Origin of the sequence: Pseudomonas putida (genome assembly GCF_028682395.1) — a bacterium.
GTDB lineage: Bacteria > Pseudomonadota > Gammaproteobacteria > Pseudomonadales > Pseudomonadaceae > Aquipseudomonas > Aquipseudomonas putida_AB.
The window spans coordinates 150100-172014 of the sequence record NZ_JANHLC010000012.1; the positions used below are offsets into that span (position 1 = coordinate 150100).

18 protein-coding genes and 1 pseudogene are annotated in these 21915 nt (G+C 58.6%); 6 read left to right on the forward strand and 13 right to left on the reverse strand.

Annotated features, from left to right (window positions below; translation table 11 throughout):
* Positions 1–353: 353 nt before the first annotated feature.
* Positions 354–878, forward strand: a pseudogene (locus tag NPS46_RS23085) (YopT-type cysteine protease domain-containing protein); the annotation flags it as partial.
* Positions 879–932: 54 nt separating this feature from the next.
* On the opposite strand, the gene NPS46_RS23090 reads toward NPS46_RS23085, so the two are convergent.
* The 5 genes from NPS46_RS23090 to NPS46_RS23110 all read right to left on the reverse strand — a co-directional run bounded on the left by NPS46_RS23090 (position 933) and on the right by NPS46_RS23110 (position 7380).
* The gene (locus NPS46_RS23090) at positions 933–2297 is read right to left on the reverse strand and encodes a nucleobase:cation symporter-2 family protein (RefSeq protein ID WP_274111348.1); all 1365 of its coding nucleotides are present in this window, start codon (positions 2295–2297) and stop codon (positions 933–935) included.
* A 112-nt stretch (positions 2298–2409) separates the two neighbouring features.
* Positions 2410–3801, reverse strand: a complete 1392-nt coding sequence (lpdA, locus tag NPS46_RS23095; protein ID WP_274111350.1) for a dihydrolipoyl dehydrogenase — start codon at positions 3799–3801, stop codon at positions 2410–2412.
* A gap of 2 nt (positions 3802–3803) precedes the next feature.
* Positions 3804–5087 (reverse strand): dihydrolipoamide acetyltransferase family protein, encoded by a 1284-nt coding sequence (locus tag NPS46_RS23100; protein ID WP_274111352.1) that lies wholly within the window; start codon positions 5085–5087, stop codon positions 3804–3806.
* The gene (locus NPS46_RS23105) at positions 5088–6146 is read right to left on the reverse strand and encodes an alpha-ketoacid dehydrogenase subunit beta (protein ID WP_274111354.1); all 1059 of its coding nucleotides are present in this window, start codon (positions 6144–6146) and stop codon (positions 5088–5090) included.
* Position 6147: 1 nt separating this feature from the next.
* Complete coding sequence (locus tag NPS46_RS23110; RefSeq protein ID WP_274111356.1) at positions 6148–7380, reverse strand: 3-methyl-2-oxobutanoate dehydrogenase (2-methylpropanoyl-transferring) subunit alpha; 1233 nt, start codon at positions 7378–7380, stop codon at positions 6148–6150.
* A 211-nt stretch (positions 7381–7591) separates the two neighbouring features.
* Here NPS46_RS23110 and bkdR point away from each other — a divergent pair, with 211 nt between their 5' ends.
* Both bkdR and NPS46_RS23120 read left to right on the forward strand, forming a co-directional pair.
* Entirely contained in the window at positions 7592–8080 is a 489-nt protein-coding gene (bkdR, locus tag NPS46_RS23115) for a Bkd operon transcriptional regulator BkdR (RefSeq protein WP_274111358.1), read from the forward strand.
* A 129-nt stretch (positions 8081–8209) separates the two neighbouring features.
* Positions 8210–9853, forward strand: coding sequence for a YopT-type cysteine protease domain-containing protein (locus NPS46_RS23120; protein WP_274111360.1), 1644 nt, complete (start codon positions 8210–8212; stop codon positions 9851–9853).
* Between the two features lie 17 nt (positions 9854–9870).
* On the opposite strand, the gene NPS46_RS23125 is transcribed toward NPS46_RS23120, so the two are convergent.
* Positions 9871–10806 carry a site-specific integrase gene (locus NPS46_RS23125; RefSeq protein ID WP_274111362.1) on the reverse strand — a complete coding sequence of 312 codons (936 nt, stop codon included), beginning with the start codon at positions 10804–10806 and terminating at the stop codon, positions 9871–9873.
* Positions 10807–10985: 179 nt separating this feature from the next.
* Here NPS46_RS23125 and NPS46_RS23130 point away from each other — a divergent pair, with 179 nt between their 5' ends.
* Entirely contained in the window at positions 10986–12005 is a 1020-nt protein-coding gene (locus NPS46_RS23130) for a DNA-binding protein (RefSeq protein ID WP_274111364.1), read from the forward strand.
* Here NPS46_RS23130 and NPS46_RS23135 read toward each other — a convergent pair.
* From NPS46_RS23135 to NPS46_RS23165, 7 genes are all read right to left on the reverse strand, one after another.
* On the reverse strand, positions 11996–12325 hold the full coding sequence (locus NPS46_RS23135) for a hypothetical protein (protein WP_274111366.1): 330 nt from the start codon (positions 12323–12325) through the stop codon (positions 11996–11998). The genes NPS46_RS23130 and NPS46_RS23135 overlap by 10 nt on opposite strands.
* A gap of 609 nt (positions 12326–12934) precedes the next feature.
* A complete protein-coding gene (locus NPS46_RS23140; RefSeq protein ID WP_274111368.1) occupies positions 12935–13711 on the reverse strand; it encodes a TorF family putative porin in 777 nt (258 codons plus the stop codon).
* 109 nt (positions 13712–13820) lie between these two features.
* Positions 13821–15563, reverse strand: a complete 1743-nt coding sequence (locus NPS46_RS23145; RefSeq protein WP_274111370.1) for an amidohydrolase — start codon at positions 15561–15563, stop codon at positions 13821–13823.
* Positions 15564–15608: 45 nt separating this feature from the next.
* Positions 15609–16907 carry an NAD(P)/FAD-dependent oxidoreductase gene (locus NPS46_RS23150; protein WP_274111372.1) on the reverse strand — a complete coding sequence of 433 codons (1299 nt, stop codon included), beginning with the start codon at positions 16905–16907 and terminating at the stop codon, positions 15609–15611.
* A gap of 50 nt (positions 16908–16957) precedes the next feature.
* The gene (locus NPS46_RS23155; protein ID WP_274111390.1) at positions 16958–18022 is read right to left on the reverse strand and encodes a polyamine ABC transporter substrate-binding protein; all 1065 of its coding nucleotides are present in this window, start codon (positions 18020–18022) and stop codon (positions 16958–16960) included.
* 81 nt (positions 18023–18103) lie between these two features.
* Positions 18104–19462 (reverse strand): glutamine synthetase family protein, encoded by a 1359-nt coding sequence (locus NPS46_RS23160; protein WP_274111375.1) that lies wholly within the window; start codon positions 19460–19462, stop codon positions 18104–18106.
* Positions 19463–19623: 161 nt separating this feature from the next.
* Complete coding sequence (locus tag NPS46_RS23165; protein WP_274111377.1) at positions 19624–20508, reverse strand: helix-turn-helix domain-containing protein; 885 nt, start codon at positions 20506–20508, stop codon at positions 19624–19626.
* A gap of 506 nt (positions 20509–21014) precedes the next feature.
* Between NPS46_RS23165 and NPS46_RS23170 the strand changes: the two genes are divergently transcribed.
* Positions 21015–21437 (forward strand): bleomycin resistance protein, encoded by a 423-nt coding sequence (locus NPS46_RS23170; RefSeq protein ID WP_274111378.1) that lies wholly within the window; start codon positions 21015–21017, stop codon positions 21435–21437.
* Positions 21438–21693: 256 nt separating this feature from the next.
* On the forward strand, positions 21694–21915 hold a 222-nt coding region (locus NPS46_RS23175; protein ID WP_274111380.1), incomplete at its 3' end, for a hypothetical protein.

Below are 21915 nucleotides of genomic sequence, written 5' to 3' on the forward strand. Positions count from 1 at the left end.
CATATATCCAGGCACGCCCAACCGAAGACGTTGAGACTAAGCGGTCGTGAGATTGAGTTCGCGAATTCTACAAACTCTATCCAGCGATTGCTTTACCGAATAAGATGCCATATCTCCCCTCCGGCCCCACTGAATAGACAGCTGACCTCGGATAATAAGGAAAATCCCTGTGACCTGGCGGCTCGCTCAGTCCCTGAGCTTAATGCTGCTAAATTCTCGACGATTTTAGCTAGTCGAATGAATGCTATTCGAATGTCAGCAAAGAGATATTGTGGAGAAGTTGTCTTCAAATTTTCTCAATCAAAAGGTGAGTTTAATAAACAGATTGCTTTGCACTCAGCCACTCAGGGGGGGGCTGTATGGCATTATGTGATCACTGGATGGCCTGCCATGCAAACGGTCTGAGTTTATTTGATGGGCTCTATACAGGTGGGCAGAAGGGCCAGTTCAATATTGACATGCTGACGTCAATTAAGCAGTTGAATATTGATGCGAATGTTGGTAACGGAGATGATCAAGTTCGTATTGTGAGCGACTGGCTGGCAAGACATGGGCTTGAACGAGGTGCTGATGATATCCCTTATGGTAATATAAAAGATAATAAATATGGCCTTAAGGAATTTTTTCTTCTGAACTGCTTAATTAATAGAGGGCACTACAAAGTTGTTTGCTTGCTTAATAATAACGTGTGGCATGCCATAGTTGCACATACTACAGAGGAAGGTGAAGTTCGTTTCTTTGATCCCAATTACGGCGATTTCAAATTTCCATTCGCCTCCGTTTTTAAGGTCTGGTTCGAAAATGAATTTTGGCCGCGCTCTGCTTATACATGTGAGGCGATAAAAGCATATAGCTATACGGCCACCCAGGCTTCTTAGTTGTAAACTCTAGCAGGCGCTCACTCTTGCAGCGCCTGCTAGTGTGCAGACGGTTCAGTCACGTTGGGGAACAGTGGGCAGGAACCAGTTCAAGACCAGCGCACAAATCCCGCCGGTCGCCACGCCGGACTCCAGCACATTGCGCAAGGCCGCCGGCATGTGCGCCAGGAACTCCGGTACCTGGGATACGCCCAGGCCCAGTGCCAGGGACACGGCGATAATCAACAGCGCCCGCCGATCCAGTTCGATACTGGCGAGGATATTGATCCCCGAGGCTGCAACGGCGCCGAACATCACCATGGCCGCACCTCCCAGCACTGGCTCCGGTACCGCTTGGATCACTCCCGCGACGCTGGGGAACAGCCCCAGCACCACCAGCATCAGGGCGATCCACACCCCGATATGGCGGCTGGCAATGCCGGTCAACTGAATCACGCCATTGTTCTGGGCGAAGATCGAGCTGGGGAAGGTATTGAACAGGCCGGCCAGCAGTGAGTTGGCGCCATTGACCAGGACACCGCCCTTGATCCGTTGCATCCACAACGGGCCTTCCACCGGTTGCTGCGACACCTTGCTGGTCGCGGTGACGTCACCGATGGCCTCCAGGGACGTCACCAGATAGATCACCAACATCGGAATAAACAACGACCAGGAGAAGCCCAGGCCGAAATGCAGGGGGACCGGGACCTGGAACAGTTCGGCCTGGTGCATGCCGGTGAAGTCCAGGCGCCCCAGGTAGCCCGCGAGGGCGTAGCCAACGGCCAGGGCAATGACAATGGCGCAACTGCGCATCCAGACCACCGGGATCCGGTTGAGCACCACGATAATCGCCAGGACCACACCGGACAGCAGTAAGTTTTCGCCATTGGCGAAAGTGCCGTTGGCCATTGCGCCAAAACCGCCGCCCATGCTGATCAGGCCAACCTTGATCAAGGTCAGGCCGATCATCAGCACCACGATCCCGGTGACCAGGGGCGTGATCATGCGCTTGACGAAGGGCAGGATCCGCGAAATGCCCATTTCGACGAACGAGCCAGCGATCACCACGCCGAAGATTGCGGCCATCACCGCCTCAACGGGCGTGCCTTGCTTGACCATCAGTGCACCGCCGGCAATCAGCGGCCCGACAAAGTTGAAGCTAGTGCCCTGGACAATCAGCAAGCCGGCACCGAACGGGCCGAAACGCCGACATTGCACAAAGGTGGCAATTCCGGAAATCACCAGGGACATGGAGACGATCAGGTTGGTATCGCGGGCCGAAACGCCCAGGGCCTGGCAGATCAGCAGGCCGGGCGTGACGATAGGGACGATGATCGCAAGCAGGTGCTGCAGAGCGGCGAGCATACCGATCCACGGACGCGGGCGGTCTTCCAGGCCGAAGATCAGTTCATTGGCCGGGGGCTTTTGTTGTGAGGTCATGGCGGCAGCTTCGGAAAAAAGAGCGCGATTCTACAGGTTTTCTCAACATTTGCCGCCGTGCGCCGTACAACCCGCTAATGCGTTATACGGCGCGGCCCTCAATGGCAGAGGCTTACAAGTGCAGGGCATGGCCCAGGGCGCGCAGGGCGGTTTCCAGCACGGCTTCGCCCAGGGTCGGGTGCGCATGGATGGTACCGGCCACATCCTCAAGCCGCGCCCCCATCTCGAGGGACTGGGCAAATGCGGTCGACAGCTCCGAGACACCCACCCCCACGGCCTGCCAGCCGAGGATCAGGTGATTGTCACGGCGCGCCACCACCCGCACGAATCCGGCCTTGGATTCCAGGGTCATGGCCCGCCCGTTGGCGGCGAAAGGAAACTGCGCCACCAGGCAATCGATACCGGCCGCCTCGGCTTCCTGGGGCGACTGTCCGACCACCACCAGTTCCGGGTCGGTAAAACACACGGCGGCAATGGCACTCGGATTGAATTCGCGGTGCTGGCCGGCAATCACTTCGGCAACCAATTCACCCTGGGCCATGGCCCGGTGGGCCAGCATCGGCTCGCCGGTCAGGTCGCCGATGGCCCAGACATTGCGCATGCTGGTCTGGCAGTGACGATCGACCTTGATCGCCGCGCCCTGGCGATCAAGCGCCAGGGCTTCCAGGTTCCAGCCCTGGGTATGTGGGCGCCGGCCCACGGCGACCAGCACTTGGTCGGTTTCCAGGGCCAGGATCTCACCACTGGGCGTGCGCACCTGCAGGCACTGGCGCTGGGCGTCGAAGCCTTCGACGCTATGCTGCAGGTACAGGTGCACGCCGAGTTTCTTCAGGGCGTCGGCCACGGGCTGGGTCAGTTCCTGATCGTAGGCCGGCAGCACGCGGTCGCGGGCCTCGACCACGCTGACCTCGACGCCCAGCTTGCGGTAGGCGCTGCCGAGTTCCAGGCCAATATAGCCGCCGCCTACGACCACCAGTCGTTTGGGCAGGCTTTTCGGTGACAGGGCCTCGGTGGAGGAAATGATCGGGCCGCCCAGGGGCAACATGGGCAATTCCACGCTTTTCGAACCGGTGGCCAGCAACAGATGCTCGCACTGGATACGCAGGCCGGCACTGGCGATGTCCACGGTCTTGCCGTCGACAATGCTTGCCCAGCCGTGAATGACCTTGACCTTGTGTTTCTTCAACAGCGTCGCGACGCCGCTGGTCAGGCAATCGACGATGCCGTCTTTCCAGGCAATGCTCTGCTCGATATTCAGCCGCGGCGGCGCCACTTCGATGCCCAGGGCCGAGCCTTGGCTGTGATGCAGGGTCTGCTGGAATTGCTCGGCGACGTGGATCAGCGCCTTGGACGGGATGCAGCCAATATTCAGGCAGGTGCCGCCCAACGCCTGGCCCTCCACGAGGATGGTCGGGATGCCCAACTGGCCGGCGCGGATGGCGGCGACATAACCGCCCGGGCCGCCACCGATAATCAGTAGCGTGGTCTGTTCAGTCTGGTGCATGGTCACTCCACAAACAGGGTGGCGGGTTGTTCGAGCAGGGCACGAACCGCCTGGATAAACTGCGCGGCGTCCATGCCATCGACCACCCGGTGATCGAAGGAGCTGGAGAGGTTCATCATCTTGCGGATCACGATCTGGCCCTTGATCACCACCGGCCGCTCGACAATCCGGTTGACGCCGACAATCGCCACTTCCGGCAGGTTGAGCACCGGTGTACTGACAATGCCGCCCAGGGCGCCCAGGCTGGTCAAGGTAATGGTCGAACCGGACATTTCCTCACGGCTGGCCTTGCCACTGCGAGCCGCATTGGCCAGCCGGCTGATTTCCTCGGCGCTGGCCCATAACCCGCGTGCTTCGGCATGGCGTACCACCGGCACCATCAGGCCGGCATCGCCCTGGGTGGCGATCCCGACATGCACCGCGCCATGGCGGGTGATGACCTGCGCCTGGTCGTCATACCGGGCATTGATCTGCGGGAAGTCGCGCACGGCCACGACCAGCGCCCGGACCAGAAACGGCAGCAGGGTCAGCTTGCCGCGACTGGCGCCCCATTTCTCATTGAGCTGTACGCGTAGTTCTTCCAGCGCCGTGACGTCGACTTCTTCGACGTAACTGAAATGCGCTGCCTGACGGGTCGCCTCCTGCATCCTCTGGGCAATCTTGCGACGCAGGCCGATCACCGGGATAGCCTGTTCATCGTGGCGTTCGCCATAGCCAGAAGTGTGCGCACTGCGGGACTGGCCTTGCTGCAGATACGCATCGAGGTCGTCATGCAGGATCCGCCCGGCCGGGCCACTGCCCTGGACCAGGCGTAATTGAATACCGGCATCCAGAGCGCGCTTGCGCACGGCAGGCGAGGCGAGAGGGCGTTCATCCGCGGTACGCGCGACCGGCGCAACGGCCGGCCGTGGCGCCGGCGTCGCCGTCGTGTCGGGCTTGGCCTTCTCTACCTGGGCGGCAGGATTGATGGGCGGCGCCGTCGCTTTCTCCGCGGCGGCTGGCTTGAGCGTCGGTGCGCTAGCGCTTTCTTTCAGATTGCCGGCGCCTTCGACTTCGATACGGATCAGCTCGCTGCCGACCGCCATGACTTCTCCGGGCTGGCCGCCCAGCGCAATCACTTTGCCGTGCACAGGGGAGGGAATATCGACCATGGCCTTGTCGGTCATGACATCGGCCAGCACCTGATCCTCGACAACCAGGTCACCGACCTTGACGTGCCAGACCGACAGTTCAACTTCGGCAATGCCTTCGCCAATGTCCGGCATCTTGATAACGTGCGTGCCCATTCAGACCTCCATAACCCGTTGCAAAGCCGCACCCACGCGGGTCGGACCAGGGAAATATGCCCACTCCTGGGCATGGGGATACGGAGTGTCCCAACCCGTGACACGTTCGATGGGCGCTTCCAGGTAGTGGAAACAGTGCTCCTGCACCAGGGCCACTAACTCGGCGCCGAAGCCGCAGGTGCGGGTGGCTTCGTGCACGACCACGCAGCGCCGGGTTTTCTTCACCGAATTGACGATGGCCTCCAGGTCCAGTGGCCACAGGCTGCGCAAGTCGATGACTTCGGCATCGATGCCGGTCTCTTCGGCGGCGACCTGGGAGACATAGACTGTGGTGCCGTAGGTCAGCACCGTGACCGCGCTGCCCGGACGGGCGATGGCCGCCACATCCAACGGCACCTTGTAGTAACCCTCGGGGACGGCGCTGGCCGGGTGTTTCGACCAGGGCGTGACCGGGCGATCGTGATGGCCATCGAACGGGCCGTTGTACAGGCGCTTGGGTTCGAGAAAGATCACCGGATCATCGTTTTCGATGGAGGCAATCAGCAGCCCCTTGGCGTCATAGGGATTGGATGGCATGACCGTGCGCAGCCCGCAGACCTGGGTAAACATCGCCTCGGGGCTCTGGCTATGGGTCTGGCCGCCATAGATGCCACCGCCGCAGGGCATGCGCAGGGTCATCGGCGCGGTGAAATCACCGGCCGAGCGATAGCGCAGGCGCGCGGCTTCGGAGACGATCTGGTCGGACGCCGGATAGAAATAGTCGGCGAACTGGATCTCGGCCACCGGCCGCAACCCGTAGGCCCCCATGCCCACGGCAACGCCGACGATACCGCTTTCGGAAATCGGCGCATCGAAGACCCGCGACGTGCCGTACTTGGCCTGCAGGCCTTCGGTGCAACGAAACACGCCGCCGAAGTAGCCGACGTCCTGACCGAAGACCACCACGTTGTCGTCGCGCTCGAGCATGACATCCATGGCGGAGCGCAGGGCCTGGATCATGGTCATGGTGGTCGTGGTCATGGCGGTGTCCAACTGGATGGAAGTGTTGTGATCGTTCATGTCAGATCCCCAGTTGCTGGCGTTGGCGAATCAGGTGCTGTGGCATGTCCTTGTAGACATCCTCGAAGATCGTCGCGGCGCTGGGTATTTGTCCGCCCGCCAGGGTGCCGAAGGTTTCGGCTTCCTTCTGGGCGGTAATGATCTGTGCCTCCAGTTCGGCACTGACGCTGGCGTGCTCCTCTTCAGACCATTGGCCAATGTGGATCAGGTGCTGCTTGAGGCGGGCAATCGGATCGCCCAGGGGGAAATGGCTCCAGTCATCGGCCGGGCGGTACTTGGACGGGTCGTCGGAGGTGGAGTGCGGGCCCGCGCGGTAGGTGACCCATTCAATCAGGGTCGGCCCCAGATTGCGCCGGGCCCGTTCGGCGGCCCAGGCAGATGCGGCATAGACCGCGACAAAGTCATTGCCGTCGACGCGCAGCGAAGCGATCCCGCAACCGACGCCGCGTCCGGCAAAGGTCGTGGCTTCGCCGCCGGCGATGGCCTGGAACGTCGAGATCGCCCACTGGTTGTTGACGACATTGAGGATCACCGGTGCGCGATAGACGTGAGCGAAGGTGAGGGCGGTGTGAAAGTCCGATTCGGCGGTGGCGCCATCGCCGATCCAGGCCGAGGCAATCTTGGTATCGCCCTTGATCGCCGAGGCCATGCCCCAGCCCACGCCCTGGACAAACTGGGTGGCCAGGTTGCCGGAGATACTGAAGAAACCCGATTCGCGCACCGAATACATGATGGGCAACTGCCGCCCTTTGAGCGGGTCGCGTTCGTTGGACAGCAGTTGGCAGATCAGGTCCACCAGCGGCACTTCCCGGGCCATGAGAATGCTCTGCTGGCGGTAGGTCGGGAAGCACATGTCGGTGATGTTCAGGGCCAGGGCCTGGGCACTGCCAATGGCTTCTTCGCCCAGGCTCTGCATATAGAAGGACATCTTTTTCTGACGCTGGGCGACCACCATGCGGTTATCGAAAATCCGTGTCTTGAGCATGGCGCGCATGCCTTTGCGCAGAATCTCGACGCTCACCCCCTCAGCCCAGGGGCCGAGCGCCTGGCCTTGGTCGTCAAGCACGCGAATCAGGCCTTTGGCCAGGTCGGCGGTGTCGGCGGGTTCGACATCGATGGGTGGCTTGCGCACCAGACCGGCGTCGGTCAGGCGCAGGTAGCTGAAATCGGTCTTGCAACCAGGGCGTCCCGAGGGTTCAGGAACGTGCAGGCGCAGCGGTTCATAGTCGTTCATGGCTTTCTCTACGCTCGATCTTGTCGATATTTTTGTTGGGCGCGATAGCGTCTTGAAGCGTGGGACAGCGTTGATCATCCATGGATCAACTGTAGTCCCTGGCTAAATCATATTCCTGAGCCCAAAGAATATTTCTCTCAACTTCGTTGCCAGGACGCCTGTTTGAGGACAATCTCTCTGCATAAGGACAAAAAACAGGTGGTTTTATCTCATGGCCAAACTTGATCGAACGGACATCGGCATCCTCAATAGCCTGCAGGAGAACGCCCGTATCACCAACGCCGACCTGGCACGCTCGGTAAACCTGTCGCCCACCCCGTGTTTCAACCGGGTCAAGGCCATGGAAGAACAAGGTCTGATACGCCAGCAAGTCACGTTGCTGGCGCCGGAGTTGCTGGGGTTACACGTCAATGTGTTTATCCATGTCAGCCTGGAGAAGCAGGTCGAGGAAGCCTTGCAGCATTTTGAACAGGCCATTGCCGATCGCCCGGAGGTGATGGAGTGCTACCTGATGGCTGGCGATCCGGACTACCTGATCCGGGTACTGGTGCCGACTATCCAGGCGCTGGAGCGCTTTATGATGGACTTCCTGACCAAAGTCCCGGGCGTGGCCAATATCCGCTCCAGCTTTGCGCTCAAGCAGGTGCGTTATAAAACCGCATTGCCCTTGCCGCCTAATGGTTTGACGCTGCCCGTGTAAACATTTGCCTGGACTTGTATCAAAAAAAGCACAGCCGACTACTTTTGGTAAAAGACCAAAGCGTGCCAGATAGGCTTGGAGGGGGGAGAAGTGTGATCGTGCGTCTGGGTAAAAACTCAGGAAAAAGCTATGCCTAGTTGTATTCAAAACACACCGTCCACTTCTTTCAGCACGAGCGAGGCAGATGCCTTTAAGCATGCCGCGCACTTTAAAGGATCCGTTGGCCCTGCCCGACTAGGCGGTATTTTATGTTCTTCCGTTAAGGTGGGCCACTTAGTAAGAAAGGGTTTTTCCTTCAAAAAAACGAGTAACTCATCAGTCAACGTCCAGCTAGGGCAAAAAGTCCTGGCCAAGCGCTGTGATCGCACCAGCGAAATAATATCGGATTCACTCAATGGTACTTGGGGGGGGCGAGTACTGGAACTTTCGGGTTCTTCTCAGCAATTACTACACGGGTACGCGCAGAAAAATGGTGATTGGACTCTTATCCCCAGCTGTTTTTGGGTCGCGCAGCATGCCAACAGCTTCCGTATAATAAAAGGGGAAGCAGCCCGAAAAACAGCAGCAGAGTTGACCGAAACTCTCAAAGCACATCAACCCAATGTTCTGGCTAACCCCTGCGGCGTCAGGGTCGGATTGGTCGAGTGGTTGGGGAGCCGTGACCTGGAAATAGACTGTTCAGCCAGTGAAGCAGCACAACTGATTCAAATGCCTCAAGAAAGTCTGGTGCCTCCAAGTGAGCATAATGCGCACACGCCAGCGTCTGCTCCTTGGCCTGGGGGCGTAGTGCCTGCGCAGGTTGGCCTTCTTGACAGAATGATGAGAGAAGTGTTCCAAAGCGATAGCGAGGGTTACAGGGTCATCACCTTTTATGGCAAAGCCCCCCAGGCGCCCAAAGGTGCGCAACCGCAACATACCATTGCCATCTGGCCGGGAAATCTGAAAAAAAACTCGCCAATCAGCCTGTTCGATCCAGCGTTTGGTGAATTCCAGTTCATCGACCAGCGAAAGTTCATCGAATGGTTTGAGTGGCTGTTCTCCCAACTGGCCGGTTATGAGAAACGTTACAATGCGTTTGATATTAGCGTTGTTCGTCAAGCGAGCAACCCCTCTAAAGCCCGCAGCCTCAGTGAGCGGTTATTTGGCACACTGAGGAGCGTCGGCGGGGAAGTATCACTTGATTTGTCCGACGTGTCGCATCACTTGCTCAAATATTCATCTGGTGGCGATTGGGGGTTTGGGCCTTGTGGATTTTGGGTCGCACATCATTTTGAATCCGGCCGGATTGATTCCTCATCCCGAGAAACTGGAGCCGCCTGGGTTAATGCGTTCAAGGCAAATCTATGGGGAGTTGGGGGAGGTAAAGTATCGCTCGGAGCATTACTGGAAAAGCATGGCCTTGAAAAAAAGCGCGCTCCCCAGAAGCCTATCCTTAGCGGTTACTCGCTGCTGGAGGAGGTGTTTAATAGCGACATCGACGAATATAAACTTTTCACACTCCATGGCAGAGCCAGCCCTGGTCCCGGTGGTGCAATAAGAACTCATACCATTGCAACATGGTGGGAGATCAAGGGAGAGGGATCGCTTATCTGTCTGTTCGATCCCGCGCATGGCGAAATACAGTTCACTGATAGAAAGCAATTCTCCAACTGGTTTAAACAGCAGTTTTGGCCCATCTCCGGCTATCAAGACAGCTATAAGCGCGGGAGGATGACAGTCCGTCGTATTCACACGTCAGACGCTTATAACTATGAACTACCTAGGCGGGACTAAGCTCTTTGCTATTCGCCTCAGTTCAGCGCTTTGGGTATAAGCGCTAGCCCAGCAAAGGACGCCGACGCCTCGACATAGCGTAGGGCTGACTTGGCGTCCTTCCAGCCAACATAACTCATCAATGCTTTGATATCCCAACCGTTTGCCGTGGCCCAGGTGGCGAATCCGCGTCGCAGGGAGTGACTGGTGTACCGCGTCGCATCCACGCCGGCCTGCTCGAAGGTGCGCCGTAACAGCGGGATCAGGCTATTGGCATTAAGCCCTTCTTCGGCCAGATGCCCCCAGCGGTCCACGCGGCGAAACACCGGGCCATGGGCTATACCGGCGCTGGTGATCCAGGCGCTGTAGGCCTCGACCGGGCAGAGCTTTTTCAGTGCCGGGGTATGGAAGGTCGTGCCCAGGTTCTGACGATCGCCCTTGCTGCGGGCCAGGTAGAACGTAATCCCCGTACCGGGCTGTGCCTGGATGTCCTCGACACGCAGACGCGACAGCTCATCGCTGCGAAAGCCCCGCCAGAAACCAATCAGAATCAGTGCGCAGTCACGGCGGCAGCGCAGCACGCTGGCGTGGTCATGGCGCCCGTAAGCCAGGCGAGCCTGGTCTTCCAGCCAGCGAATGGTTTGTTCCAGATCACGAATCAACAGGGGTGGGGCCTGCTTCTCCCGAGCGGGATGCACGGCGCGAATGCCTTTGATCATCTGCCGGACGACGGGCGTCTTGGTGGGATCGGGAAATCCCTGGGTGATATGCCATTGAGCCAGCGCTGCCAGGCGCTGCTTGAGCGTACTGATGCTGTGCTGGTCGGCGTACTCGGCCAGGTAGCGCACGATGCCATCGCCGGTGGCGGGCAGGAAGCCGCCCCAGGTCACCTCGTAGTGCTCCACGGCCGCGCGATAGCTACGTCGCGTGTTCTCCCGAGTCGCCGCCTGCAAATAGCGGTCGGCCTTATTCATCTGCGCTGCTTCATGCCAAACGTACTCCAGGAGGGGGCTTGCGGCGGCCATTGGGGCATTCACATGCGATAACGCTCAATTATTCCATCTTAAAATTAGCGAGTAAATGCTTTACTTATCGTCAATTTAATATGTAATTACATGGTACGTAATACAGTATGAAATCGACGGAGAATCCTATGGCACGCGGCGGTGTAAACAAGGTCAATGTGCAGAAAGCCCGGCAGGCCATACTGGCGCGTGGCGAGCATCCCAGTATCGATGCGGTACGGGTGGAGCTGGGTAATACCGGCTCGAAGACCACGATCCATCGCTATCTCAAGGAGCTGGAGGACAGCGCGCAGCCATTGCGTAGCGCCCAGGAAGGGCTTAGCCAGGAACTTGGCGAACTGGTGTCACGCCTGGCCGAGCGCTTGAAAGAGGAGGGGCAGGAGCAGATCGATCAGGCCCAGATCCGCTTCGATACCCAGCAGCAACACCTGCAAGGGCAGCTATTGGAATGCCAGGCCGCGCTGCAAACGTTGGAGCAGCAATTCGCGATACAACAGAGCGCCTTGCACAACGAGTCCGCTCAATTGCAGACCAGCCAGGCCACGCTGCAGACCGAACTCACGCGCAATGCACGGCTGAGCCAATCCTGCGCGGACCTTGAAGTTCGCCTGAAAGACAAGGACGAGCACATTCAGTCATTGGAAGAAAAGCACCGCCATGCCCGTGAAGCGCTGGAACATTACCGAGGCGCAGTGCAGATGCAGCGCGAACAGGAACAACGCCGGCACGAAGGCCAGGTTCAGCAGTTGCAGTTGGAACTGCGCCAGTTACAGCAGACACAGATCGTCAAGCAGGATGAATTGACGCAACTCAACCGCGACAATGAACGGCTGCTGACCGAGGCGCGTCAGCAATCCAGGTTGTACGCGCAGCAGGACGCGAGCATCGAGCGTCTGGCAGCAGAGGCGGGCGGGTTGAAGGCGCAGATTGCCCAGGCGCAGGGTGCCCGGCACGTGATGGAGCAAAGAGTGGAAGGGTTGTTGCAGGAGGTTGGTCAATTGACCGGCATGGTCGAGGAGGGGGCTCGCGAAGCGCAGCGATTAAGCCGTGAGTTGCTGCTGCGCGATCAGGCCCTGGCCGATCAGGTCGAGAAAGCAGAGGCGCTCGCGCGTAGCGCCTCTGCCGCTGAGAGGGAGGATCAGCAGTAGCTGTCAATCACCCGGATGCCAGACTGGTCTCGTGCTGCCGGCCATTCACGTTGCAGGGTCTGCAGCACCCGGCCGATGAAGTCCTTGTCGGCGGCGGCCTTCTTGCCGACATAGCCGTGGCCCCGGCGGTACATTTTCAACCGAGCCCGCATCTGCGGATGCTTCTGGCTGAAGTCCTCTTCCGCGGCACAGGGCGACAGGCAATCGATGTGGACCTTGCCCGAATCACAGACCCAAAGGATATGGCTGTCGTGGCTATCTTTGTGCGATGCGAACAGTTCAGCCATTTCGTTGATAGTAGGTTGATTATTCAAATTCATTTCCAAGCTCCTTGACCACTCGTTGAACTGTCTTTTCGATTCGCTCAAGCACGTCGCCAAATCGGCCAGTGATGCATGGCCCTACAAATGGGACGGCAGGTGCTGTCGACGGGATGCATAGACGTCCCTGAACCTGGACCATGTAGCCTGCTGGAAAGCCAGCTACATATTCACGTTGAAAAGCAGAGGAGGGGTGGCGAAGACCGGAATAACGCAGGTAAACCCAAAAAATCAGTCCCGTGCATCATAAGGTCGTTTCGCCAGCGCCTCGTCCGGTCTCGACGATTTTGCCAGGTCAGTTTCATCAATCTGCCTTATGAGCAGTACATATCCGGGAAACGCTCGCGGCTGTTCGAACATTCCCACAACACCGTTGCCAATGCTCCCGATGGGGGAGACGGCCTCATAATGCAATTACGAAATGGCGCCGTCAACGGCTTTGTAGTGTTTTTTTATAGGCACTACATTTGCGCTTTTACTTCGCTGGATTCTATCGAGGGAGCAGTGGGGGAGGCTCGGGGAAAGCCCTTGAACAACGGACTAATGGTCGGCCGTTCAAGGTGAACCGCGCTCGGGATGCCCTGCACCGGGCATCCCGAGGGTGGGGGGTTAGAAGGTTTTGCTGGCGCTGGCCACCAGCGTAGCCCCGCACAGATCGTCAAATCCGGTGAAGCTGGCGCATTCCGCTTTCGACAGATCGGAATCGATGTAACTCAGTGCCCAGTCGACGCCGACAAATTCACGACTGAGTTTAACTTCCCAGTTGTAGTAGTCGCCGCGGCCCTTGCCACTATCGGTAAAGAACACATCGTCCTTGTAGTCGACGTATTCATAGCGCGCTTCCAGACCGAACTCAGCGGGCAGTACGGTGCGATAACCGATCAGAAAAGAAGCGACATCCTCGTCCTTTTTGCCCTTGTAGACATTGCCGTCCTCATCTTCGTAGTCCGGGCCTTTCATGTTGTTGACGTACTTCGCCCCAAGCAGAACGCCGTACACATCCAGCAGGGTCTGGACGTCGCTCTGGTTGTAGTCGCTTTCACGAGGGAACTCATAGCGGGTGTAGAAGGTGTCCAGGCTGATGTTTTCGTTGATCTGCCAGAAGTAGCCACCGTAGTACTCGAGCTCCTGGCGCGTCTTGGAGCCATAGCCGAAGTTGACATTCGAGGTCCAGACCCCGGCGTACAGGCCGCTCGCATGGTTGAGGGTGACGGCCAACTGTGCGGCTGGATCGCCCAACGTCTGGGAAATACCACTGGCCCGATAGTCGCTGGTCAGGAGGGGCGTGATAACCAGCTCGAAGCTGTCGTTGAGCGGCACGGCTTGGGCGTTTATCAGGGGCGTCAGAGCAAGACCGGCAAACATAAAAACAGATAGTGCTTTCATAGGGACTCTCTTACTCACTGCGTTTTTTTTTATTGGGATTTCAGGCACGGCCGTGCCCAGCGCCGCGCATGGCACGGCGTCAGGCATGGATTGGCGTGAGCGGTGTGGATCAGGCTTCGGGGGCGTAGACCTGCTTGCCGGCGAAGTAGGTTTTCAGCACCTTGGTGTCGAACAGCTCGTCGTCACTGACCTTGAACACATCGCGATCAAGGATGATCAGGTCAGCTTGCTTGCCCGCTTCCAGGGAGCCGATCTGCGTGTCCAGCCCCAGGGCTTTGGCCGCATTGAGGGTGTAGCCGTAGAACAGGGTCTGGCGATCCAGGCTTTCCTTGGCATTGAGCACGCCCAAGGGGCCTTTGCGGGTACTGGCCTGGGCAATGGCGTTCCACGGATTGGGGCTCGATACCGGCCAGTCGCTAGCACCGGCAATGGTTGCGCCGGCGTCGTGTAACGATTTGGCTGGGTACAGGTAACTGAAGTCGGCGGCACTGATATAGGGTTTGACCAACTCCTCGGTGTAGCTCTCGGCGGTGGCCCACAGCAGTTGCATGGAGGCGATCACGCCCAACGCCTTGAAGCGTGGAAAGTCCTGGGGGTTGACCATCTGCAAGTGAGAAATGCTGTGGGCCACGGGCGCCGGGGTTTGCTGGCGTGCATAGGCAAAGCCGTTCAGCGCTTCGCGTACGGCCCGATCGCCGACGGCGTGGACATGCACCCGCCAGTTACGTTTTTCCGCCGCGACCACCAGCTCACCAAAATGCTCCGGCTCGATCAACAACTGACCGTTCTTGTGGCTGTTCTTGTAGGGATTAAGCACGGCGGCGGTCTGTCCGGGAAACTCGAGAATACCGTCGGCAAACACCTTGATCCCGGGGAACGTCAGGTTAGGTACGCCTTCGAACTTCTGCATGACCTTGGCGATGACTTCCAGGTCAGCTGGCTTGCTCTTGGAGTTCACCAGCATCAAGGCCGCAACATGCGCACTGAGTTCGCCTTTTTCGGCCAATGCCCGGTAGAGCGGTAGCACCCCGTAGGTCTGTTCGGTGGCGGTAAAGTCGAACAGCGAATCTTCGCTGGTGGCGTTCGACGCGGCGTCCATCCAGGCGGTGACGCCATATCCATTGTTGATTTTGACCGCTTCGCGGGTGGCCTTCAGCATGACTGCCTGGCTGGGCGCAGGGATGGCCGCGCGGACCTGGTCCCAACGCGATTCGGCAAAGTACCCGGTGGGGGTGAAGTCGGCTTCATGGCCAATATAAGCCTGCTCATTGGCCGGTAGGCTTTTGACCAGCGCCGCATCGATCTGCACACGCTTGAGCATGGCGTTGTTGGCCCAGCCGGTGTGGCCGTCGATGCCGATCAAGACGACCGGTTGCGCCAACCAACGGCCCTGATTGAAGGTTTTTCCCAGGTCACGGGCCTTCTCCCAATAGGCCGAACTGGCGCCAGCAATGCTGATCACATCGCCCGCCCTGGCGTTGCCGGCCTTGTCCTGCTCGATGATCCATTGCTCAAGTTCGGGCACCGGCTTGACTTCGTCGTACAGGTTGGCCCCGAGGCTGGCGAAACCACCGAAGACGCCGTGGCTATGGGTGTCAATCATGCCTGGCATTAGAACCTTGCCGGCCAGGTCGATGCGCTGGGTCTTGGCGTCGGCAAGGGCATTGACCTGGGCATCGCTGCCGACCGTGACAATCCTGCCGTTTTCCACGGCTACGGCCTGGGCCAGGCCCTGACCGGGGACGCCGGTGAAAACCTGGCCATTGGTGAACACCAGGTCAGCGGCGGCCAGGGCTTGCAGCGAGGTCAGCGAGAACAGGGCGGCCAGCACACACGGGGTAAATTGCCTCATGGGAGAATCCTTTATTGGTGTTTTTTTAAGGGGAGGGTGCTCACATCAATGACCTGCTACTTCCTTGAGCCGATACCAGAGCATGCCCAGCGCCAACAACGGCGAGCGCAACAACTTCCCGCCGGGGAAGGTCATATGGGGCACGCTGGCGAACAGTTCGAAGCCTTTGCTGTGATCCAGGCAGATGGCTTCGGCGACCAGTCGTGCCGCCATATGCGTGGTGTTGAGCCCGTGGCCGGCGTAGGCCTGGGCGTAGAACACATTCGGGTGCGCCGGCAGGCGACCAATCTGGGGCAAGCGATTGGCACCAATGCCAATCATGCCGCTCCACTGGAAGTCGATTTTCTTCTCGGCCAGTTGCGGGAAAACCTCCAGCATCTTGGGGCGCATATAGCTCGCGACATCCTTGAGCGTGCGTCCCGAGTAGTGGCAGGCGCCCCCAAACAGCAAGCGTTGATCAGCCGTTAGCCGGTAATAGTCGAGCCCCACACGCTGGTCGCAGAGGGCACGGTTTTGCGGAATCAGCGCAGCGGCAAGATCAGCGCTCAGCGGTTCGGTGGTCACCACATAACTGCCGGCCGCCAGGACCTTGCCGCTCAGCGCCGGTTCCAGATCCCCCAGATGGGCATTGCCGGCCAACACCAGTGTCGCGGCGCTGACGACACCCTTAGCGGTGTGCACGCGTACGCGGTTGCCGTACTCGATTCGCACCGCGGCACTGTTCTCGCACAACCGCACGCCGAGGTGCTGTGCTAGCGCGGCTTCGCCCAGGGCCAGGTTGAGTGGATGCAGATGCCCGGAGCCGGCATCGATCAGCCCGCCGACATAACGATCGGAACCCACCACCCGATGCATATCCCGCTGTTCGACCAGCTCGAATGGGTGCGGATAACCCTGGTCCGTCAGGGCCTGGTATTGCGCCTGCAGGTTCTCGAAGTGGCGAGGGGTGTTGGCCAGCTCGCAATGGCCCCAGCGCAGGTCGCACTCGATGCCGTGATCCTGGATGCGCTGGCGAACAATATCGACCGCATCCAGCCCCAGTTGCTCAAGCACCTCGATGCCTTCACGACCGATGTATTTTTCATGGACATCGAGACCCTCGCCAATCCCGCGAATCAACTGGCCGCCGTTGCGGCCCGTGGCGCCCCAGGCAATCTGATGCGCTTCGAGCACGATGACAGAAAGGCCGCGTTCAGCCAGCTCGATGGCGGTGTTCAATCCGGTAAAGCCCGCGCCGACGATGCACACATCAAACTGGACCGCACCCTCCAGGGGAGGGCAGTCAAGTCGACGGTTTCGCGTGGCGTGGTAGTACGTCTGCGGTGCAGATAACGGGGAGGTCATAAGGGACTGCCTATCAGTTGCCTGACGTGCGAGCACGCCAGGCGCAAGGGTTAACGACCGGACTTCAACTTGCTCCAGGAGCGGTTCATCCAGCGCATAACGTCGGGGGGCAGTTCGGTGGAGACGTAGAGTTTTGCCTGCACGGATTCGGGCGGGTAGATCGAAGGGTTGCGGGTGACCTCCTCATCCATCAACGCAGTGGCCTGGTCGTTGGCGTTGGCATAGCCGACGTACTCGCTGATCTGGGTGATCACGTCGGGTTTGAGCAAGTAGTTGATAAAGGCGTGCGCCTGCTCGGGGTTTTTCGCATCGGCCGGAATGGTCAACATGTCGAACCAGAGGTTGCCGCCTTCCTTAGGCACCACGTAGGCGACTTTCACACCGTTCCCGGCCTCGTTCGCCCGGTTGATGGCCTGGTAGACATCGCCCGAGTAACCGAAGGCAATGCAGACATTGCCGTTGGCCAGGTCCGAGACATATTTGGAGGAGTGGAAGTAGCTGATGTAGGGCCGCAGGGTCAGCAGCTTGGCTTCGGCCTTCTTGTAGTCGGCGATGGTCGTGCTGTTGGGGTTGAGGCCCTGGTAGTTGAGCATGGCCGGCAGGACTTCATCCGCCGAATCCATAAAGGCCACGCCACAGGCCTGGAGTTTCTTCAGGTTCTCGGGCTCGAACAGCATGGCCCAGGAGTCGATGCTGTCGACGCCCAGCACCTGCTTGATCTTGTCGACGTTGTAGCCGATGCCGTTGGTGCCCCACAGGTACGGTACGGCGTACTGGTTGCCTGGGTCATTGGCCTGCAGCCGTTTCATCAGGTCGGGGTTCAGGTTCTTCCAGTTGGGCAGTTGGGACCGGTCCAGCTCACGAAAGGCCCCAGCCTTGATCTGCCGGCCGAGAAAGTGGTTGCTCGGCACCACGACGTCATAACCGGTGCGCCCGGCCAGCAACTTGCCTTCCAGGGTTTCATTGGAGTCGAACACGTCGTAGGTGGGCTTGATCCCCGTATCCCGCTGGAAATCCGCGAGGGTGGTTTCAGCGATGTAGTCCGTCCAGTTGTAGATATTCACCACCTCCTGGGCCGACGCCTGGCCGCCCAGGGTACACAGCGTGGTGAACATCAGTTTCAAGGCGATACGTTTCATTCATATGTCCTTATTGTGGGTACATGTGAGGATGCGCTCAACCAAACCAGCGCCAGGCTAGACGCTGAGCAGCAGGAACTCGCGTTCCCAGGAGCTGATGACCTGCTTGTAGTTCTCGTGTTCGACGCGCTTGACCGCCACATAGCCTTTGGTAAAGCGCTCACCCAGGTACCGGTTGGCCATCTGTGACTGCTCCATGCATTCCAGTGCCGCTTCCAGCGTCAGTGGCAGGCGCAGGTTGCGGCGCTCATAACCACGGCCTACCACGGCCGGGCTTGGCTCTACGCCTTCGACCATGCCTACGTACCCGCACAGCAGGCTGCCGGCCAGCGCCAGGTAGGGGTTGGCATCGGCGCCGGCGAGGCGGTTCTCGACTCGCCGATTCTGCGGGTCGGAATCTGGTACGCGCAGGCCGACCGTACGGTTTTCCTCACCCCATTCCACGTTGACCGGCGCCGACGTGTCGGGCAGGAAGCGGCGGAATGAGTTCACGTTGGGCGCGAACAGCGGCAGGGTATCGGGGATGTACTTTTGCAGGCCGCCGATATGGTGCATAAACAGTTCGCTCATGCTGCCATCAGGGTTGGAGAACACCGAGACGCCCGTTTCCAGGTCCACCACGCTCTGGTGGACGTGCATCGCGCTGCCGGGTTCGCCTGTCATCGGCTTGGCCATAAAGGTGGCCGTGACGTCATGTTTGAGCGCAGCTTCGCGCAGGGTGCGCTTGAAGATAGTGATCTGATCCGCGAGGGACAGCGCGTCACCGTGACGGAAGTTGATCTCCATCTGCGCCGTGCCTTCTTCGTGAATCAAGGTATCGAGATCCAGGCCCTGGGCTTCGCTCCAGTCGTACATGTCTTCGAACAGCGGATCAAACTCGTTGGTCGCTTCGATGGAGTAGGACTGGCGGCCGATTTCCTGGCGGCCGGAGCGACCGATCGGCGGTTTGAGCGGGTAGTCCGGGTCCGCGCTGCGCTGGGTCAGGTAGAACTCCATTTCCGGCGCGACAATCGGCTTCCAGCCCCGGGCGGTATAGAGGCTCAGGACCTTTTTCAGCAGGTTGCGCGGCGACAGCTCGATCGCGTTGCCTTGCTTGTCGTAGGTGTCGTGGATCACCTGGGCCGTCGGTTCCAGCGCCCAGGGCACGATAAACACGGCGCCCTCATCCGGGCGGCAGTGCATATCGATGTCTGCGGCGTCGAGAAGCTCGTAGTAGATATCGTCCTCGACGTAATCTCCGGTGACGGTCTGCAGCAACACGCTCTCGGGCAGGCGCATGCCTTGCTCGTTGAGAAACTTGTTGGTGGGCGAAATCTTGCCCCGTGCAATGCCGCTCAGATCAGAAATTAGGCACTCAACTTCGGTGATTTTGTGTTCTTTTAGCCAATGGCTGAGTCGATCCAGATTGCCTTTCATAACGCCTCTTACAAGGAAATGCCCGAGCGTCAGATAACGGCCCGGATCCATGCTGCGAGGTGATAGTGCAATCGGAGATAGTTAGGCTTCTATCCTATTCATGCCTGAATCAATGCCCCATTTTGGGGCGTTGATTCAGGCGATCAAAAAGCGATTGGAATCTAGCGGGTGCGCAGCAACGTGCTGCTGGGCAGTTCGCCAAAGAAGTTGCGATAGTCTTGGGAGAAGCGCCCCAGGTGCCAGAACGACCAGCGCATGGCCACTTCGGCGACGCTGGCATCACCAGGCTTGGCGCGTTGCAGGTCGCGGCGGGCAAAGTTCAGCCGGCGCATGCGCTGCCATTGGCTGGGCGAGGCGCCCGCGAACGAAGTGAAACTGCGCTGCAATTGGCGCACCGAGACACCAATGCCATTGGCCAGTTGCAGCACATTGAAGTGCTCCTGGGGGCTGGCCATGACCATGTCGAATGCGCGCTGAATCAGGCGCCGATCATGGGCCGCATGTTTTTGCAGGACAGGGTCAGGGGCCTGGCTGGGGCAGTCGAGAATATACAGGCAGTCGTCGACCAACTGTTGCGCCAGGTCTTCGCCCGTCATCGAGCGGGCTTGCGAGAGCAGTTGCTCAAGGGTACTGCTTAACCAGCGTCCGAAGATCTGGCTTTGCTGGGAAACCAACGGTGTCAGGAGCAGGCCATCCAGGCGCCCGGTGTTCAGGCAGTCGAGTTGCCTGAGGTACTGCGGGCCGATCACCACCGCAACTTCCTTATAGTTTTCCGGGGTGATCCAGGTGTTCTGGCTTTCCTCATCGAGCAGATAAAGCGAGCCCCCCAGCAGATCGAAACTGAACACCAGCGAATTGGCGGGCGCATGGAAATGCTGCTCAATGCGCGTATTCATCTGCTCCTGATACACCTCGAGGCCGTCCAGCTGCATATGCACGACCTTGCCTTGGAAATAGCCGGCCGACATTTGCTGGTAGTGCTCCTGCCAACCGGCCATGACCAACTGCTGATCCACATCGGCGCTGTCGTGCGATGTAATTCGCATCTTGTCCTTCCTTATGCGCCTGCTCGGACAAAAACCGGGCAGGGCCAGTGCTTATTATTGTCAGAGCACCCTAGCAGTGCGAAAAAAACGGCGCAAGGCAGCGGGGGAGTCTGGCAGCGGCGAGGAGGAGGGCAGAGCACTGGGATAGAGAAGAACCACCGGCACGAGTGCACAAGCGAATAATGGCGATGATTTGCCTGACCAGCCTGCCCGCTGCCGGAAACTCCAAGCAGTCTGCATGCCAGTTAGTGCCGCTGGTTGCGATGCACTTGATTTGAAATACCTAGGCTTGTGTTCGCGAATGCTGAATTGAGCGGCACTTGGGTATCAGCCGGGCAGCTTTTCCGGCTGTTACTGCAGGACCCAATATCGAGAATGGCGCGTTCAATTCGGCCTAAACCCGACGCAATGCCAGTGGCTCAATAAACGGAAAGCTGGACTGGGCCAGCTGACGTAGGAAAGTCCGCATAGTCGCTGTATGCCTTTGAAATCAATAGGAGCATGCCATGATGAAAATGAATGCGCTGATTCCAGAGCTGATCGTCTCTGATCTGCAACAGAGTTTGCGGTTTTACTGCCATATTCTGGGGTTCAACATTGAGTACGACAGACCAGAAGACAAGTTCGCGTTTCTTTCATACTGCGGCAGTCAATTGATGCTTGAAGAAGACTATCCAGATGAGTCGCCTTGGCGAGTAGGTCCTTTGGAGCGTCCATTTGGCAGAGGGTTGAACCTGTCGATTGAGTGTCCTGACAGCGCGCTCTTAGCTGCGGCAATTGTAGAGTCCGGCCACCCTTTGCATAAACCGATCGAGGAACGCTGGTATCGCGACCATGATCATCTTCACGGCCAACTCAATTTCCTAGTGCTTGATCCAGATGGCTATTTGTTGAGGTTCAACCAAAGCTTAAGTTCTAAAGCCACCTGATAGAGCGTACGCTGGTGAAAAGCGGCATGCCAGAGATCCAGGCTCTGCACACATAGGTTCGCATAATTTCTGTGACGTTATGGTAGCTATGCCGTCGTGATCGACGAATTTAGCGCCGGGAAAATCGCGCAGCCCCGGCGCTGAATTTAGCCATAACGTCCATTATGCGATGCGCTTTAGCTTTCTGGCTGCCCTCTCTGTATAAGTCTGTCGTACACTTTTTGCTTTCCCATGAGCAGTTTTGATAAGGAATCCCATGACGCAGTTGCAAGATCTTCACAAAGATAAAACTCGAATTTCCGTGGCTTTTCAGACCGCTGAAGGTGCCGAAATAGCCGCATTTCGTGAGTTTTGGCGGACTAATTGTGAGCAGGCCAACCAAGGGTATCTAAAGTTTTTACAAGTCATGAACGGCTCCGAGCAAATATCATTTGCCAAGGTTTCAGAGCTTGAAGAGGTGTTCTTGCGCTTGTGCCAA

Coding starts and splice junctions, on each gene's coding strand:
- NPS46_RS23130 (WP_274111364.1), top strand. CDS start 10,986: ATGGCACGCGGCGGTGTAAACAAGGTCAATGTGCAGAAAGCCCGGCAG.
- NPS46_RS23125 (WP_274111362.1), bottom strand. CDS start 10,806: ATGAATAAGGCCGACCGCTATTTGCAGGCGGCGACTCGGGAGAACACG.
- NPS46_RS23090 (WP_274111348.1), bottom strand. CDS start 2,297: ATGACCTCACAACAAAAGCCCCCGGCCAATGAACTGATCTTCGGCCTG.
- NPS46_RS23165 (WP_274111377.1), bottom strand. CDS start 20,508: ATGCGAATTACATCGCACGACAGCGCCGATGTGGATCAGCAGTTGGTC.
- NPS46_RS23150 (WP_274111372.1), bottom strand. CDS start 16,907: ATGACCTCCCCGTTATCTGCACCGCAGACGTACTACCACGCCACGCGA.
- lpdA (WP_274111350.1), bottom strand. CDS start 3,801: ATGCACCAGACTGAACAGACCACGCTACTGATTATCGGTGGCGGCCCG.
- NPS46_RS23140 (WP_274111368.1), bottom strand. CDS start 13,711: ATGAAAGCACTATCTGTTTTTATGTTTGCCGGTCTTGCTCTGACGCCC.
- NPS46_RS23100 (WP_274111352.1), bottom strand. CDS start 5,087: ATGGGCACGCACGTTATCAAGATGCCGGACATTGGCGAAGGCATTGCC.
- NPS46_RS23110 (WP_274111356.1), bottom strand. CDS start 7,380: ATGAACGACTATGAACCGCTGCGCCTGCACGTTCCTGAACCCTCGGGA.
- NPS46_RS23120 (WP_274111360.1), top strand. CDS start 8,210: ATGCCTAGTTGTATTCAAAACACACCGTCCACTTCTTTCAGCACGAGC.
- bkdR (WP_274111358.1), top strand. CDS start 7,592: ATGGCCAAACTTGATCGAACGGACATCGGCATCCTCAATAGCCTGCAG.
- NPS46_RS23135 (WP_274111366.1), bottom strand. CDS start 12,325: ATGAATTTGAATAATCAACCTACTATCAACGAAATGGCTGAACTGTTC.
- NPS46_RS23170 (WP_274111378.1), top strand. CDS start 21,015: ATGATGAAAATGAATGCGCTGATTCCAGAGCTGATCGTCTCTGATCTG.
- NPS46_RS23105 (WP_274111354.1), bottom strand. CDS start 6,146: ATGAACGATCACAACACTTCCATCCAGTTGGACACCGCCATGACCACG.
- NPS46_RS23155 (WP_274111390.1), bottom strand. CDS start 18,022: ATGTTCACCACGCTGTGTACCCTGGGCGGCCAGGCGTCGGCCCAGGAG.
- NPS46_RS23145 (WP_274111370.1), bottom strand. CDS start 15,563: ATGAGGCAATTTACCCCGTGTGTGCTGGCCGCCCTGTTCTCGCTGACC.
- NPS46_RS23160 (WP_274111375.1), bottom strand. CDS start 19,462: ATGAAAGGCAATCTGGATCGACTCAGCCATTGGCTAAAAGAACACAAA.